The organism is Pseudomonas sp. NPDC087615 (assembly GCF_044743445.1).
GTDB classification, from domain to species: domain Bacteria; phylum Pseudomonadota; class Gammaproteobacteria; order Pseudomonadales; family Pseudomonadaceae; genus Aquipseudomonas; species Aquipseudomonas baetica_A.
The window spans coordinates 13545-28768 of record NZ_JBIUWM010000014.1; the positions used below are offsets into that span (position 1 = coordinate 13545).

9 protein-coding genes are annotated in these 15224 nt (G+C 59.2%); 1 reads left to right on the forward strand and 8 read right to left on the reverse strand.

What is annotated here, in order from left to right:
* Nucleotides 1–3 precede the first annotated feature (3 nt).
* From ACIOU6_RS09275 to ACIOU6_RS09295, 5 genes are read right to left on the reverse strand one after another with little or no spacing between them, the layout of a single operon-like run.
* Complete coding sequence (locus tag ACIOU6_RS09275) at nucleotides 4–1995, reverse strand: vWA domain-containing protein (RefSeq protein WP_401135603.1); 1992 nt, start codon at nucleotides 1993–1995, stop codon at nucleotides 4–6.
* On the reverse strand, nucleotides 1995–3020 hold the full coding sequence (locus tag ACIOU6_RS09280) for a hypothetical protein (protein ID WP_401135606.1): 1026 nt from the start codon (nucleotides 3018–3020) through the stop codon (nucleotides 1995–1997). The genes ACIOU6_RS09275 and ACIOU6_RS09280 overlap by 1 nt, the downstream gene beginning before the upstream one ends.
* A gap of 3 nt (nucleotides 3021–3023) precedes the next feature.
* On the reverse strand, nucleotides 3024–5738 hold the full coding sequence (locus ACIOU6_RS09285) for a putative virulence factor (protein ID WP_401135608.1): 2715 nt from the start codon (nucleotides 5736–5738) through the stop codon (nucleotides 3024–3026).
* Nucleotides 5735–8794 (reverse strand): virulence factor SrfB, encoded by a 3060-nt coding sequence (locus ACIOU6_RS09290; RefSeq protein WP_401135610.1) that lies wholly within the window; start codon nucleotides 8792–8794, stop codon nucleotides 5735–5737. The genes ACIOU6_RS09285 and ACIOU6_RS09290 overlap by 4 nt, the downstream gene beginning before the upstream one ends.
* 17 nt (nucleotides 8795–8811) lie before the next feature.
* Nucleotides 8812–10170 (reverse strand): SrfA family protein, encoded by a 1359-nt coding sequence (locus ACIOU6_RS09295; protein ID WP_221730853.1) that lies wholly within the window; start codon nucleotides 10168–10170, stop codon nucleotides 8812–8814.
* Nucleotides 10171–10437: 267 nt separating this feature from the next.
* On the opposite strand from ACIOU6_RS09295, the gene ACIOU6_RS09300 reads away from it, so the two are divergent.
* Nucleotides 10438–11652 (forward strand): aldose 1-epimerase family protein, encoded by a 1215-nt coding sequence (locus tag ACIOU6_RS09300; RefSeq protein ID WP_401135612.1) that lies wholly within the window; start codon nucleotides 10438–10440, stop codon nucleotides 11650–11652.
* On the opposite strand, the gene ACIOU6_RS09305 is transcribed toward ACIOU6_RS09300, so the two are convergent.
* From ACIOU6_RS09305 to ACIOU6_RS09315, 3 genes are all read right to left on the reverse strand, one after another.
* Entirely contained in the window at nucleotides 11649–13142 is a 1494-nt protein-coding gene (locus ACIOU6_RS09305) for a YifB family Mg chelatase-like AAA ATPase (protein WP_221730851.1), read from the reverse strand. The genes ACIOU6_RS09300 and ACIOU6_RS09305 overlap by 4 nt on opposite strands.
* 242 nt (nucleotides 13143–13384) lie before the next feature.
* Nucleotides 13385–14257 (reverse strand): TylF/MycF/NovP-related O-methyltransferase, encoded by an 873-nt coding sequence (locus ACIOU6_RS09310; protein WP_401135615.1) that lies wholly within the window; start codon nucleotides 14255–14257, stop codon nucleotides 13385–13387.
* A 242-nt stretch (nucleotides 14258–14499) separates the two neighbouring features.
* Nucleotides 14500–14769, reverse strand: a complete 270-nt coding sequence (locus ACIOU6_RS09315; RefSeq protein WP_401135618.1) for an accessory factor UbiK family protein — start codon at nucleotides 14767–14769, stop codon at nucleotides 14500–14502.
* Between the last annotated feature and the right edge of the window lie 455 nt (nucleotides 14770–15224).

Consider the following 15224-nt stretch of genomic DNA (forward strand, 5'->3'; position numbering starts at 1 on the left):
TCGTTAAGGCATCATTTCCAGAGGCACGGGGTAAACGTTGTCCCGGGCGTCACTGTCCTTGGCTAATGCCACCCAACGGTCGACGTCAGCGTTATAACGCTGGTAGTGCCGTAGTTTGGTATTGAGCGTGCGGATGAATTTCTCTTGCGCAAGGCCGTCCCAGCTCTTCCAGGTCTCCTCGTCGAGGTTCAGCACTTCGCTCTGGTACGGCAGGTCTTCGAGGTACTCACCGAGCACGCCCATGTCCGCCAATTTGGCGTTGCTGTTTTGCTTGAGCTGATTGGGATCGGCACCCATGGTCGCGGCCACGGAGCGCAGACGCTCGAACATTTCCGTTGGCGAGATCAGGCCTTCGTTGGCGGCGTCGAGGATCTGTTTCATCACCTCACTCAGGTCGCTGAGCTGGGATTTGGTCAGCAGTACGCGTACATCGGTGGTCGGGATGTTCTGCTTGATCAGGTCGCGGTCGGTGATCCACGCCTTGAACACGGGCGGGGCCTTGCTGTTGGTTTTCTCGCCCAGATACGCCAGTTGCATGGCGTGGCCGATCAATGCCGAGTCTTCGAGCATCTTTTTCTCGGCTGGATCCTGCTTGGCGTTCAGCGCACTGCCGATCGCGTCTTCGCCCATGTAGGCGGCTTTAACCTGCGAGGTGATTGCCATGGCCAAGGTATCGACCTTGCGTCCGAACTCCTGAATGTCGCCAGCGTTAACGGGGTAGTACAGCGAAGTGTTGGTACCCGGGTAAGTCGACAGGTTTTGATACTGCGCCTCGGCTTTGGCGTGGTCCTTGATGCCGGCCGGGGTCTTCAGGTGCAGGGTATAGATCGCCACGCCGGGGTTGGCGGCTTCGAGCCGAACCTGTGCGGCGCTCAAACCTGTTTTCGACAATTTGTCGTCGCCTTCAATGGCGCCGGCATCCGTGATCAACACCACATAACGCGCGCCAAACTGGCTCCAGTCGACCTTGTCGATACTGTGCATTACGCCGGCGTAGGCATCTTCGTCGAAGCTGCTGCTGGAGACCTTGGCCTGCTTGAGGTCGGCAACCTTGGCGAGGAAGTCGGCGCTGTCTTTTACCTTGGTCGGATCGGCGTACATCTTGGTGGTGTATTCCAGCCCTGGCACCGCCTGGGTGCTGGAGCGGAACGCGACCAGTCCGAACTTGACCTGCTTGCCGAGGTTTTGCGACTCGATCTGCTGATACACCTTGCGGATCGCCTCGCGAGTGCGGTCGATATACGGGTCCATCGAGATCGTTGAATCGATGACAAACACTACCGCCGCACTGAACGCCTTCAGTTGGCTGGTTGCCTTGTCTTCGGCCTCCTTACTGCCGGGCGCGGCGTTGTCAGCGGCACCTTTGGCTTCTTTTGCGTCGTCCTTGCTGACCGACGCAACATTGAGCAGGCGGGTACGAAACCCTGCTTCTGTCATGACCTCTTCGCCGCTGAGTACCGGTAGCAGGTAAAACTGCTTTTGCAGGTCGACGAAATATTCAGGCTCCTGGGCCAGTACGCCGGGGGCCTGTTTGCCTTTCTTCAGCGCAGCCCGCAACGGCGCGACTTTGCTCACCGGGTCCGGCGCATCGAGGATGCCTTCGACGGTCTTGCGCTCTTTGAAAAACAGCAGTCGGTCGCGATTGGCCGGGTTGGTGAAGGCCAGCGTTAGCTGCATTTTCCAGTCGGTTGTGCAACTGGCGGGCAGCCAGCCAATGGTTTTGCCGTAGCTATCGGGGCCTACTTTCAGCCATTCGGCGTTGCTCGCCTGAGCCCGCTCGTACACATAAAAACGGCTGAACACGGGTTGCTCTTCGCCTGCTGCGCCGCCCGCCGCCGGGCTGATTTTGCAGCCCGGAGTGGTCAGCACCCGCTGGAACAAGGTTTTTTTTCCTGCCTGGATCAACGGTTTGTCATCGGCCATGGCCAGCGGGCTGATGCACAGCGCCAGCAGCGCGGCACCGCTCAACAGAAAACGATTGACGGACGAGCGCATCACTTTTGCAACTCCTCGAAACGCTGCTTGGCTTCGGCGTTATTCGGGTCCTGGGTCAGGATCGTTTCGTACCAGTAGGCGGCGGTGGCGTTATCCGCTGCCGGGAAGCACTCGCTGGCCTTGAGGTATTTCGGATCGTATTCATGCGCATAGGCGTTGGCGATCAACGCGTCGCCGGCTTGGGCGCGGTTGGCGTAAAGGCGCTGGGCGACACCACAGTGTTTGCCGGCCTTAGCCTGGTTGATGATCTCCAGCAGCTTGGCGCTGTCGGGCGCCGCTTTGATGCAGTTCTGCACGAACGTCAGCTCGGGCAGGCTGTTCATGCTTTCGAGCGTGCACGCCTGAGCTGCGCCGGTGGCCGGTGTGTTTGTCGCAACGGCCGGGGTTGCGGCAGCCGGTTCCGGAGTGCGTTTCATCAGCCAGAAACCGACGGCCGCCGCTAATAGCAGCAGCACAACAATGGCGAGAGCGATCAAGCCTTTGTTGCTTTTCTTCACCGGTGCGGGTGCCGGGGTGTAGGCGGGCTCAGGTGCGACCGGCTCAGGCTCTGCCTCTGGCTGCGCGGCGGGCAGCACCAGTTCGGGCAACTCGGGGATTGGCGGTGCCGGTGTACTTGACGTGCTCAGTTCTGCGCCACCGTAAGTCGAGCGGGTTTCGCCACCGGCCGATGACGGCAGCAGCCCGACACCTGGGCGGACTACGCCAACGTCGCAATGGCCCTGGCTCTGCTCACGCAGTTCAATACGAAACTGCGAATTGGTGCCACCTTCCAGCAGCGGATCAACCACCTCCGGGCCAACCTGTGCTTCGAGGGCTTCACCATTGGCGGCAAGGTTGAAACGCGAAACCTTGAACCAGAACGGGTTGTTGCTCCAGGCTTGTTGATCCTGGAGGTAGAAACTGTCCTGGTTGCGCTGAATGGAAAACTCCAGATGTTCTTCGCCACCTTGCCATTTCTTTACAGTAAGGCAGGCCCGGCCAGGCACATTGGGCTCTAACGCGAGCAGGTCGACACGAATTGGCATTGCTTATCTCGCTGCGAAGGCTGTGAGCACTTGGCCCAGCCGTTCGTTCTGTTCAGGGGTGATTTCGCGACCGGCACCATGGCCGGCGTTGTCCAGAGTGATATAGGCCAGACCGGAGAGCCAGTCGCCCAAAAATAGCTGTGCCTGGTTTGACGGTTGGGCCGGCAGTTGCGGAACCTGTCCCGGGCCGATGTCGGTATAAAACGAGAACAGCGGGGCCTTGGCGCCGGCACGGCTGTTCGGGCGTTCGCTCAGCGGTTTCTGGATGTAGCCGAACCAGGAAACGAAGTCGCGCAGCACGCGCTGCACTTCCAGCACTTGCCGCTCGACCAGTTGATCGCGACGGGCGCCACTCTGTGCGCGCTTGAGCACGGCCCGGCTCAGTTGCCCTGGCAAGTCCTGGCGGTATCCGGCGGTGATCAATTCATCGACCACGGCCTCCAGTAACGCTTTCTCCAGGCCCAGCAGGTTCAGCAGGCTTTGTCGGGTCGTCAACTCACGCAGGTTGGCGATCCAGGCTTTAAAGGCCGCTTTGGCAAACCGGTGTTCATTGCTTTGCAGCTCCGGCGCCGAGGCAGAGGTTTTATTGCTGGCGGGTGGGCTGTCCTGCCCCAGGTCACCACCGAAATCGAAATCGAAACCGGCGTCGTTGCCATACAGGCTCTGGCTCGGTGCCGCCGCAACCGGCTCATCGCTGGCGGCATTTTCGTCATCGGTTTCGTAGACACCACTGAGGTACAGATCCCGAACTTCTTCGCTGGGCATGTCGAGTTGATCAATCAACTCCCCAAGCACCGCGGGGCGACGACCGAGCCCCGACAAGATCATCTGCGCCTGGGCTTTTTTGGCCGCTGCCGCACCGTCACCGTCGGCGTGGTACCAAGTGCTGAGGCCATGAGTGGTGAGGCCTTCGAGGCATTCGTCCAACTGCTCGCGGATGCGCTGCAGCTTGAACTCGATCTTCGCCACACCCGTGAAGCTGCCGCTGAAGTGACTGATGCCACCGTCATCATTGCGCAGCATCTCTGCCCAGGCTTTAGCCGGATGGGCGACGTGTTTGCACACCAGTGCGTTGTTGGCAAAACTGGTGCCCAGCGTATCGATGCGTGTCTGATAACTGCTGTTCAGGCCCGTTTCGGCGCCGCTGTCGTCCTGCACGATAAACGCCGCGTCCATGCGTGGTTTGCGCACCAGGAAGGTGTTCTGAAACGGCGTACCGGCCCAGTCGCTCATCCAGCTCAGGCTGCCGAAGCGCTCGAGCATGGTCAGCTTGACCATGCCGTTCCAGCTCTCGTCGTACTGATCAGCAGTCAGGCTCAGGGAGTTGGTGATGCGCAGATCGAGCATGGTCAGCGCCCAGATCAGACCGGTCTCGCGTTTGCTACGGGCGGCGGCATCGGGGCCCTGGGTTTTTTCGATCCACCGCGTCAGCACCGGGCCAACGTCGTTGACGTCACTCTGTTTGGTCGAGCCGGTGCAGACCACCAGCGCATTCATTTCCTGATTGTCGGTGTAGCGTTCGAACAGGTAAGCAACCTTGCCGCGCAGTATCAGTTGCGAGACGGAATTGTCCTTGGTAGCTGATTCCGGGTCTTTGGAATCGGCAATCTCATGCAGCTTCTTGCGACCGCGATATCCCGGGAAATCAAGCAGGTCGACCTCATTGACGATGTCGTCCGCCGGCGCGTTGACCAGTCCGAACGTCATCTCGGCCGTCAAGGCCGCCAGTTGCGCAACGGGAATGCTCTGAACATTCTTCAGTTGCCCGGAGACACAAGGACGTACGTCGATCGGCAAATCCGCCGCGCTGCCGAAGCGCTCGAGAATGTCGACGTTCATGATGCTGTCGCGTTGGCTATAGGTGTCGTTCTCGAGCGTCACCAACGCTTTGATCGGTGCAAATACGGTCTCGGGCAGACCTAGCTTGTGCAGCGCGCCGGCCAGTTGTTGGTAGACGCGCGTCAGTTCGCTCTGCTCACCCCAGAGGATGGCGAAGAGCTGCGCACGTTCCTGGTAATTCAGGCGTGGTGCCAGTTGCAGCGCCTTCGGCCAGTACAGGTGTTCGAGTTTCTTGACCGAGTTTCGGAAGTTGTCCCGCAGGTAATCCCACAGCGACACCAGATCGTCAGCGCTGACGCCTGGCTGCAACGGCCCGTTCTCGCGGCCTTCAAACGGTTTTAGCACACGCTGGATGCGTTCTTCGTCGATCTCGTAGGAGATCCGCTCCAGGTCGAAGTCCTTGAACCAGGAGTTGGCCAAAATCTTCGCCAGTTCGATTTCCTTGAACAAGGTCAACTCCACCGGGAACTGCGGGTCCTGGCTTGGCATTGCGCGGCGGCTGAAGCGTGTCACAAGGCCAGTGGCTTCCTTGCCGCCACCGACCGGGTTGATGTGCCGAATGAAGTCCAGGCGCTGACCACCGAAATCGGTTTCCAGTTTGCCGTTCTCGCCGGCTGCAAGGGCCGATATCAGATAGGACTTGCCCGCCTGGGATAAACCGAAAAAGCCTATGGTCATTGGCGTGCAGGCCACACGACCGAGGCTGTGAGCCAAGTTGCGGGCGCGGTGCAGGCGTATGTTCAGATTGTCGGCTTCGCTGTCCAGACGTGGCGCGTTGACGCGTGTCTGGTCAATCCAGTCCAGTGCCTGACCGGCACCTTCATAAACCGCAGCCCACTGGGCAGAGAGCTGACGTTGATCGGGGGTCAGGTCATTCATTTGCGTTTCACACTTCCACTGTCGAGCCAGTACTTGGTCTCGCTCAGGCCGGCGTCGAGCATGGTGTTGAGTTCCAGTTCGAGGTCGCTGCGCGGGTTGAAGTTGACGTTGTTGCTGTTGGATTCGATGTCACGCACCGAGAGTCGGTCGCTGACCAGATCCTGTTTTTTTGTATATTTGTCGGCGGCCTTGACCTCAAACCGCACCTTGAGCAGCGGCGCACTGCCGTTTTCACCCACCGCACGGGAGAATTTCTCCCGGCCGGTTTTGGTGAAACGCAAGGTGTAGAGCGGCGATGCCGACCAGCGATCAGCGGCGAGTTGACGGAAACCGAGGCGCAGATCACCACGCATTTCCAACTGCGGGGTGTCGGCTTCATCGTCCTCGCCGATTTCCGGCAACTTGATCTTGTAATCTTCGGACTGGATGTCGCGGTAAAGCACGTCGGCATCCTTGATCACGTTGTTCAGATCGATCACGCCGATGTGCTTGACCGTTGAATACGGTTTCAGCGCCGAAGAGCGGAAATAGAAGTTCGGCACACTGTGGTTGGCGCATAACAGGCACAGCATGGCGCCGACCGACGCGGTACTTTTCGGGTCGTCGATGCGACCGTTCTTGTGGAACGGGTACCAGCCGCCGGTCCGGTAGTTCTGCAGCGCCAGAATGCGCCCCGGAGGCAGCGGCAACACCTTGCGGATAAACGCCTGAATGCCGGGCAGGCGCGAAGGCCTGCCAGTCAGCAACAGGACGTCGCACGGGTATTGCGCGACGACTTCACACAGCGCACCGAGAATCTTGGTGATGTTGATCTGATCGTTGAGGAACGCGGCATGAAGCTTTTGCAGGTCGAAGCTGATCTGCGCTTCATACAGGTCGAAATTGCTCTGCCCGCCGACGTCGCGGCGTACCGCCGCATTGACGTATTCGAGCACGGTCTGACTGATCGCATGGTCGCCGAGCAACTGTCGATAACTCTGCGGACTGACTTCCTGCGGGACTTGCGGATCGTAGTGCTCATACGCCTTGAGCAGTGCCAAGCCGAGTGGCGAGAACACTTGCAGGTTCAATTGCTGGCGCAGGATAACGTCCTGGGCGCTGACCGATTCGTCGCCGCACAATCGTGACATCAGTGAGTCCGGCGCCCTCACGCCAGCATTCTGCAAGGCTTTTTCGAAGCTGGGTAGGATGAAGTCCTGAATCACGTCGAGCAGAATGTCATCGCCGGCGACTTTGAAACCGTCACGGAAACGCTGCTCCGGCACGATGTGCACATTGCTGCCGCTACCGGTATTGCCGGCGCGGTCGAGGCGGTAATCGGTAATGACCAGGTCAGTGGTGCCACCGCCAATGTCGATGGTCGCCAGCGTGATGCGTTCGCGATCGGTCTTGTCTGGCCGGGCGATGGTGTCGAAAAATTCTTCTGGGTGACCGGCGAAGTTCTCGTTGACCTCGGTGTACAGGTACACCAATTGCCCGCAGGAGGCTTCGTCCCATTCGACGCGGATGCTCGGGATCGGCGTGCGCGGGCTGGCCGCTTCATCTTGATGCGGGTCCTCTTCGCCGACGTGCCATCCGAGGCTTTTCCACACCAGGCCGATGGCTTGCAGCATGCGCTCGTTGAGAATGCTGCGTTCGGCCTGAGGCATCCCCGGCGGCACAGTCAGGGTGATGCTGTTGAGTTGGCGCGGCGAGCGTGTATGCCCTTGGCGCGAGCGCTGGGCCGGGCTGTTGATTTGTGACAGCGCTTGCGCCAGCACTTCGGCGAGCATGAAAGTCATCAGTGAGCTGCGCGAATAACGTGGCATGAACACCGGCAGACGGTCATCTTCGTCGAGGCTGTAGAGTGCTTCGCCAGTTTCGTTGATCAGGTGCGAAAACGGTGCGGCGGTGGCGTATGGCTCGTTGTCGGTTTTGACGTACGAGCAGTTGAATCGCCAGCCAGGCGCGTAGGCCTTTTCGTCCCACAAATAACGTTTCGGACTCGACAACCCCGTCGAGCCTTCAGTGCCGCGACGACGACTGGCCAGACGCCCGGCCTCGTTACCAACGCGAGCGATCGTTGCCCATTGGAACGCATCGTGCCGACCACTTTTGACCGAGCAATGGTCCTTGCCAAAGTTCGCCTGAGCGAACTCGACGCGGCTTTCGAACGGCTGGTTGTAGGTGTGTTCCGGGGTGATCAGGTCGCGCAGTTCCAGCACGTAATTGTGCTTGAGTCCGGAGCCGGCCTGACCGTGGTTTTCGATGAGGATGCCGCAAGTGCGCGAGTTGCCGACGTCGAGGACCAGGTCAACCGGGATCGATTGACCGTTGCTGTCGTTGGCGACCACTTTGAGTTCCGGAATGTCGACTTTCGGCCGGGCCGTCGACTGCATCGCTGTCGATGGCTTGCCCAACAGGCTCAACACATTGAGGTAATGCGCTAGGTGATGGTTGGCGCGGATGTCGATGTCGAGTTCTTCGCGCGAACGATGGCTGTTGCCCTCGTTGAACAATTCGAGCAGCCATTCATTAACCCACGGCTGAGTCAGGAACCAGCGGGTTTCGCTGGCCTTGGTCGCCAGTTTGAAAGACACACCGGAGCTGATGTCTTCTTCGTTCGGCGCCAGGTAAGCCGTGCCGTCACGCTTGGGCATCACGCGGCTGTCGAATGCCATGGTCAGGCGGTGCGTGTTGCCGTCGATGTCTGGATTGGCCAGTTTGACCAGGCGCATGCGCGACCAGTTGCTCGGGCCTTCATCGAAGCGGTGCGGTGGCATGAAGCGGAAAAACGGGATTGGCAGCCAGACACCGTTGAGCAGATCGAGACTGCTTTTCATGTCGATGCTGAACGCCGGTTTAGCCTTTTCGATCTTTTCCGGTTCGGGCTCGTAGAAGTAGAAGTCTTTCTCTTCGTTGTACATCAACCGGCAAACCAGCCCGCTGATCATCGGAGCGAACTCGCCGGCGGGCTCCTTGCGAGGGTCCAGGCGCAGAGCGAAATCCATGAACTGGATGCCGGTGTCGCTGACGAGCGTGACGGTGTCTTCGAATTGGGTGACTTCAGGCAACATTTCGCGTTATTCCGTGCTTATTCGCCCATTTGTCGCATGGACATGGGGAATTGATCTTTGCCATAACCGCCCGTGCAGTCGGCGACCGTGGTCGCTCCTTTGCGGCAGTTGACCTTGGGCATGTCGTAGGTGCTGCCATCGCCGCAGACGGCCTGGCCCTGACTGTCGATGGCGAGGCTGCCGCCTTTCATGGCCGCGACGACCGGGCCGCTGCATTTCGAGCCATCTGCCTGATGCACCGTCACTTCGCCCTTGCCGTCCTTGAACTGGTACTCCAGGCGCAGCGGTTTTCCGGTGCGGCGGTCTTGAATGCCGGCGCCGGCACGGTATTGGCCATCAAGGAAATTGGCGGCACCGTCAGCGGCGTCCGGTGGAATGCTCAGGGCCGGGCCTGCTTTTGTCGCGCTGGCTTTTTCCGGGTCGGCCGCTGGAGTGGCCGGCGGGGCGGTCTGGTTCTCGGGTTCGATGGCAGGTGCTTCGGCGGCTGGGTCCTGATTCACGCCAGCGTTTGCGGCATCCGCTTCGTTGCCGTCAACTGCCGGGGTGTCTCCTCCCTGCATGTCGCCCCCCGCCGTGCCGGCGTCGACACTGGCACCACTGCCGATAACCGGGGTGCCGGTTAGTGTAGTGGCGTTGCCGGTGAGTTGCGGCTCCACTTGCCTTTCCACGGGCACGACCCCTTCAGGCAGCAAGTTTACGGCCACCAGTGGGATCGGCACGCAGCCGCGCAGGCCGAGCAACAACCATAGCAACAGCAACAGGAAGGGCAGCAGCAACAGCCACCACCAGCGTCGCCACCAAGGGCGCGCCACAACCGGCACCACAGGCGCGATGGGGGGCGCTACAGGGGGCGGCGTCTCGGGAGGCAGCGTGAAGGTTAGCGGTACTTGATAGAGGCAGTGCAGTGGGTCGCGATTGCGATCAGCCCCCGCGTGCTCAAAACCCCAGAAGGTGAGTACGGGCTTACCTTGAACCAGGTAGACAAAGTTTTCGTCGGGGAAATGGATGACGCGCTTGAGCAACTTGCCGAACACGGCTTTGTCGCCTTGCTGCTGTTCGTCCGGATCAGTGCCCAAAAACCGCTGGCTCAAGTCTTCGAGTGCAGACTTCAGGGCTTCCAGTTGGCGACGAGCAGGCGCGCGCTCTTCTTCGGTCGCACTGCTCCACGGGATCACATCGCCGTCGAGGCCGCTGTACCAATCGATCTGATTGCCCAGTTCATCGCTTTGGGGAATGGCCAGGTGATCGACCATTTCGGGGTTCTTGCGACGAATGGCTTCGCGCAATTGCAGAGCCGCCCGGTAAACGGGTTGACCGGTTTCGCCCAAAGCTGTGAATGATCCGCTCTTGCCGCTGCGTAATAGTGCCCCGCGCATCCATACTCCATATGTTCCGTTGCGCAATGACAGGCGTGAATGCCTGTACCTTGATCCTGCATTTAGCTGGCGACCTTAATGTCATTATGATGTCGCCGTCAATCAGCCAATGGGCCAAAACCGAACGAGGTTAGTTCAAGAAAGCAGGCCTTGCTCGAGATTAATTTTTCATTTGACGAGGAGGCTATCGGAGATGCTGTTTTTGTACTTGCTGAAACGTTTCATCAGCGCTATATAAAAACTACAAATCCAAGAAAAGGCCTTTCCATGACTTCGCTCAAACTCGCTGTCGCCCTCTGCACGATGGCTGCTGCTTCTCAGGCAATGGCCTGGGATTACATCCTGCTCGACACTGACAAACCTGCGCAAAACTGGACAATCACGAGTGAGCAACTGGGCGTAAAAATCGACAAACCGTTTTCCGTGACACTGCGAACCCTGCATGGCGGTCGTCAAGAAGGGGTGGGCATTGTCGACATCGATAACGGAGCGATGAAACTCTCGGTGGTGCCGACCCGTGGCATGAATGTCCTGCACGCCTCCGTTGGCAACGTGCGTATGGGGTGGGACTCGCCGGTCAAGGAGGTGGTTAACCCGGCATTCATCGAACTCAATGGCCGCGGCGGATTGGGCTGGCTGGAAGGTTTCAATGAACTGGTGACCCGCTGCGGCTACGAATGGGTCGGTCATCCCGGCATGGACAAGGGTGAGTTGCTGACCCTGCACGGACGCGCTGCCAACATCCCGGCCAGTACCGTTACGCTGCACATCGACGAAAAACCGCCTTACGCCATCAGCCTGCGTGGCGAGTTGAAAGAGCAGGCGTTCAAGAAAGTCGATTTTTCTGTAGCCACCGAACTGGTCACCGAGCCCGGCAGCGTGCGTTTTGCACTCAACGATACGCTGACCAACAACGGCGATTATCCGAAGGAATACCAGGCGCTGTATCACAGCAACTTCAGCACGCCGTTCCTCGAACAGGGTTCACGTTTTGCTGCGCCGGTAAAACAGGTGTCGCCGTTCAACGACAAGGCCAAGGATGAATTGGCGAGTTGGCAGACGTATCGCGCACCAACCAAGGACTACGACGAAACCGTCTACAACGTCGTGCCCTATGCCGACGCCAAAGGCGAGACCCTGGCCGTTTTGCACAACAAGGCCGGCAGCCTTGGTGTCTCCGTCGGCTTCAATACCCAGCAATTGCCGGTGTTTTCCCTGTGGAAAAACACTGACACCCAAGGGCAGGGCTATGTCACGGGGCTGGAGCCGGGCACCAGTTTCTCCTACAACCGCCGCTATCAGCGTCCGCTGAATCTGGTGCCGACCATTGCGCCGAAGGAACACAAACAGTTCCAGATCAGCTACAGCCTGCTCGCGGACAAAGCTGCCGTGGATAACGCCTTGAAGCGAGTAACCGAAATCCAGGCCGGGCGTGAAACCGAAGTGCGGCAAGCGCCGCTGGTTGATCTGACCGAGCATTAAGGCGTCGCCGGCCGGTATTGCAGCGCTTCGGCCAGGTGTTCACGCCTGATTGCATCGACTTGCTCAAGGTCGGCCAGGGTTCTGGCGACCTTGAGTAACCGATGGGCCGAGCGCAGCGATAGCGTTAGCCGTTCACAGGCTGATTCCAGCCATTTTTCATCGGCTGTGGATAACGTGCAGTGCCGCTTCAACCCCGGAAGATCGAGAAACGCATTGGCACAACGCTGACGCTTTTGCTGGCGCTCTCGGGCTTCGGCCACCACGGCGGCTGCACTGGCGCTGTCCTCTCCCGGCTTCACCGTCGGATTCAGCGCCGTCGCCTCCCGCGCTACCGTCAGGTGCAGATCTATCCGATCCAGCAATGGCCCCGACAGTTTGTTGCGATAACGCTGGACCATGTCCGGCGTGCAGGAGCACTTGCCGCTCGGCTCGCCGAGATATCCACAGGGACACGGATTCATCGCCGCCACCAACTGGAATCGCGCCGGAAAGCGCACGCGATCCTTGGCCCGCGCAATCACGATATGCCCGGACTCCAGCGGCTCACGCAGCACCTCCAGTACCTTGCGGTCGAACTCGGGCAGTTCATCGAGGAACAGCACGCCATGGTGGGCGAGGGTGATTTCGCCAGGCTGCGGTTTGGAGCTGCCACCGACCAGTGCCGGGCCGGATGCGGAATGGTGCGGTTGGCGGAATGGCCGCTGCGGCCAGTGGGTCAGCGGCACGCCGCTGGCGACCGATTGAATCGCCGCCACTTCCAGCGCTTCACATTCAGATAGCGGCGGCAGCAGCCCCGGCAAGCGACTCGCCAGCAAGGTCTTGCCCGTCCCCGGTGGCCCGCTGAACAACAGGTTGTGCGCGCCCGCCGCCGCAATCAGCAGCGCCCGTTTCGCGGCCATCTGCCCTTGCACTTCATTGAGGTCGGGATAGGGTTTGGCGGCATGGATCAAACCGTCCGAAACGTAAGGCTCCACCGGCGTATGCCCATTGAAATGCGCCACCGCTTCCAGCAGATGATCCACCGCAAACACCTTCAACCCTGAAGCGAGACACGCCTCCTCGGCATTTGCCCGTGGCACCACCAGCGCCCGCCCGGCCTTGCGCGCCGCCAGCGCTGCCGGCAACACTCCTCGCACTGGCCGCACGGCGCCGGACAATGCCAGCTCACCGAGACACTCCACATCGTCCAGCGTCAGACACGGCACCTGCACACTCGCCGACAGAATCCCCAAGGCAATCGCCAGATCAAACCGTCCGCCATCCTTGGGCAGATCCGCCGGCGCCAGATTCAAAGTGATCCGCCGCGCCGGAAACTGCAGCCCGGAATTGATGATCGCGCTGCGCACCCGATCCTTGCTCTCCTTCACCGCTGCTTCGGGCAGGCCGACCATGGTCAGCGACGGCAGGCCGTTGGCCAGATGGACTTCGACGGTAACGGCGGGAGCATCCACGCCAATTTGGGCGCGACTGTGGACGATGGAGAGGGACATGGTCGTTCCTTGAGCTGAATCGGGGGGCCGCTTCCTGCGGGTTTTTGAAGGGTAGTAGGGGGCGGGTGCATGGGTGGGAAGGTTATGGATGTAAACCTTCACTGGATGTTGCGGGAGACAGTCTCTTTCTGGCGTAAAAAAACCGCCAGCAGGCGGCTTTTCAGTTTGCAGACTTCGGTGAGGCCAAGGCATGCGCGTCGTGCGTGAGCAAACATTTGTTTACTGAAGGTGGACTTGGTTGTTCAAGGCTTGATCAACAGTCCCTGGCCTGTCGGCAGGCTGGCGATCGACAGGTTCATTTTCGCGGCCCAGGCGTCCATGCCTTCTTTTTGCGGCTGGTAGCCGAAGTAGGCGTAGTCATCCAATAACACGAAAGCACCGGGCACCAAGCGGTCCCACAAGTAATCGATGGCGGCCACTTCCGGCATGACACAGTTCATGTCGATGTGCAGGAATGCAATTTGGCTCGAATCGATCTCCGGCAATGTATCCGGGATGCTGCCTTGAATGATTTTGGCACCTGGCCATTCGGCAAAGTTCTTTATTACCGAGTCCAGATTGGTGGTGTAGAAACCCGAAGCGATTTCCTTTTCGTTGCGTTCGAAGACGCCGCTGTTGCGCTCGTCCTCTGACAGATAACGTTCATCCAGCCCGCTAAAAGTGTCGAGGAGATAGAACGTACGCCCCGTGTTGTTCCAGTCAAGGTCGTGCATGATCGCCGAGCTGAGGAAGCCGCGATTGACGCCACACTCGACAAAATCACCGGCGTACTTGGCAGCCGAACGCGCTGCCCACAAACCCAGATGCACTCGCCAGAACCATTTGTAGTCGCCGCCGGCAGCCAGCACTCCACGACCATAGGCGGACATGAAAGATGGATCGATCATGAAGTCGTGATTGTGCTTGGAGGACAGCCCATCGTATTGATAAGGACTGTCAATCTGGGGGTGCAGCGGGTTGTAGAGCTTCTCGACGTAGCGTGCGTCGCCTTTATAAGCGCGTCCCTCTCTCATCCCGTAGTTCATATAGTGGATAGCGGAATCTATGCCGGCGGCTTTGACGTCGGGATGAAGTTCCAGGTATTTCGCCGGGGAAAAATCTGCAGGTAAAGCCATGAAAAGTCCTTTTCGCAAGAGGTTCCTGGCCTTCCGAAGAGGGATCGGTGAGCAAATACCGCCTGATGATCAATCCAGCGTTCGGCGCAGGTCATATTCGTAAAGCTGGAACGACGATGAAAAATGGCAGCTCGCCTAATGCGGCGAGAAGCTTCCATGCGTTGTAGCAAGGCTATCGGGCATTGCCGCATTAGCTTTAACAATGTGGCGAAATAGCGCTGCGCACGGTCTGCAAAAAACGATCAGAGCGATTTGTCGGTCGCAGGATTCAGCTTCGCTTCCATCTCGGCCACCTTCGCTTCGAGGCTCTCGAGGCGAGCGCGAGTGCGGGCCAGCACCACCATCTGACTATCAAACTCTTCACGGCTGACCAGATCGAGTTTGCTGAAGGCACTTTGCAACAGCATCTTGAACTGGCTTTCGATTTCGGCTTTCGGCAGCGGGGTGTCGCCGCTGAACAGGCGGGAGGCGGTGCCGCTCAGGGCGTCGAGGAAGTCTTTGGGCGCGAGCATGGTGAATGTCCTGAAAACAATGGCCGGCAGTGTATCACGCAGTGTCTATAGTCAATCTCGCAGGCAGGGATGCACGCTTTTCGCGCAAGGGGATAGATGGCGACGCACTGTTATTGTGCGTATCCGCATGGCCTTTTGCACGAAGGTGCTTGCGACAGCGGCCAAGCAATTGAAATCAGTGGGTTTTGGCGAGATGGCAAGGTTTCTGCTTAGTGACCTGTGACCCATGCACTGATGCAGTCGCTGTGACGAATGCAGTGCGGCAGGCGGAGCGGGGAGTTTCGTCAGCAGCGGTTAGCTGGCGTCAGTCGGGCAGGTAAGGCCGACGATGCGTTACAAAGCCAGGCACTGCGCTTAGACTTGAGTCGGGTTTGTTTTCCTGGGGCAAGTCCACCAATTCGGGAGAAAGTTTCATGAAGCTAGTCACTGCCATCATCAAGCCGTTCAAGTTGGTA

What these genes read in the sequence shown, in the direction of transcription:
- ACIOU6_RS09275 (WP_401135603.1), bottom strand. Translation starts at nt 1,995, where the DNA reads ATGCGCTCGTCCGTCAATCGTTTTCTGTTGAGCGGTGCCGCGCTGCTG.
- ACIOU6_RS09280 (WP_401135606.1), bottom strand. Translation starts at nt 3,020, where the DNA reads ATGCCAATTCGTGTCGACCTGCTCGCGTTAGAGCCCAATGTGCCTGGC.
- ACIOU6_RS09285 (WP_401135608.1), bottom strand. Translation starts at nt 5,738, where the DNA reads ATGAATGACCTGACCCCCGATCAACGTCAGCTCTCTGCCCAGTGGGCT.
- ACIOU6_RS09290 (WP_401135610.1), bottom strand. Translation starts at nt 8,794, where the DNA reads ATGTTGCCTGAAGTCACCCAATTCGAAGACACCGTCACGCTCGTCAGC.
- ACIOU6_RS09295 (WP_221730853.1), bottom strand. Translation starts at nt 10,170, where the DNA reads ATGCGCGGGGCACTATTACGCAGCGGCAAGAGCGGATCATTCACAGCT.
- ACIOU6_RS09300 (WP_401135612.1), top strand. Translation starts at nt 10,438, where the DNA reads ATGACTTCGCTCAAACTCGCTGTCGCCCTCTGCACGATGGCTGCTGCT.
- ACIOU6_RS09305 (WP_221730851.1), bottom strand. Translation starts at nt 13,142, where the DNA reads ATGTCCCTCTCCATCGTCCACAGTCGCGCCCAAATTGGCGTGGATGCT.
- ACIOU6_RS09310 (WP_401135615.1), bottom strand. Translation starts at nt 14,257, where the DNA reads ATGGCTTTACCTGCAGATTTTTCCCCGGCGAAATACCTGGAACTTCAT.
- ACIOU6_RS09315 (WP_401135618.1), bottom strand. Translation starts at nt 14,769, where the DNA reads ATGCTCGCGCCCAAAGACTTCCTCGACGCCCTGAGCGGCACCGCCTCC.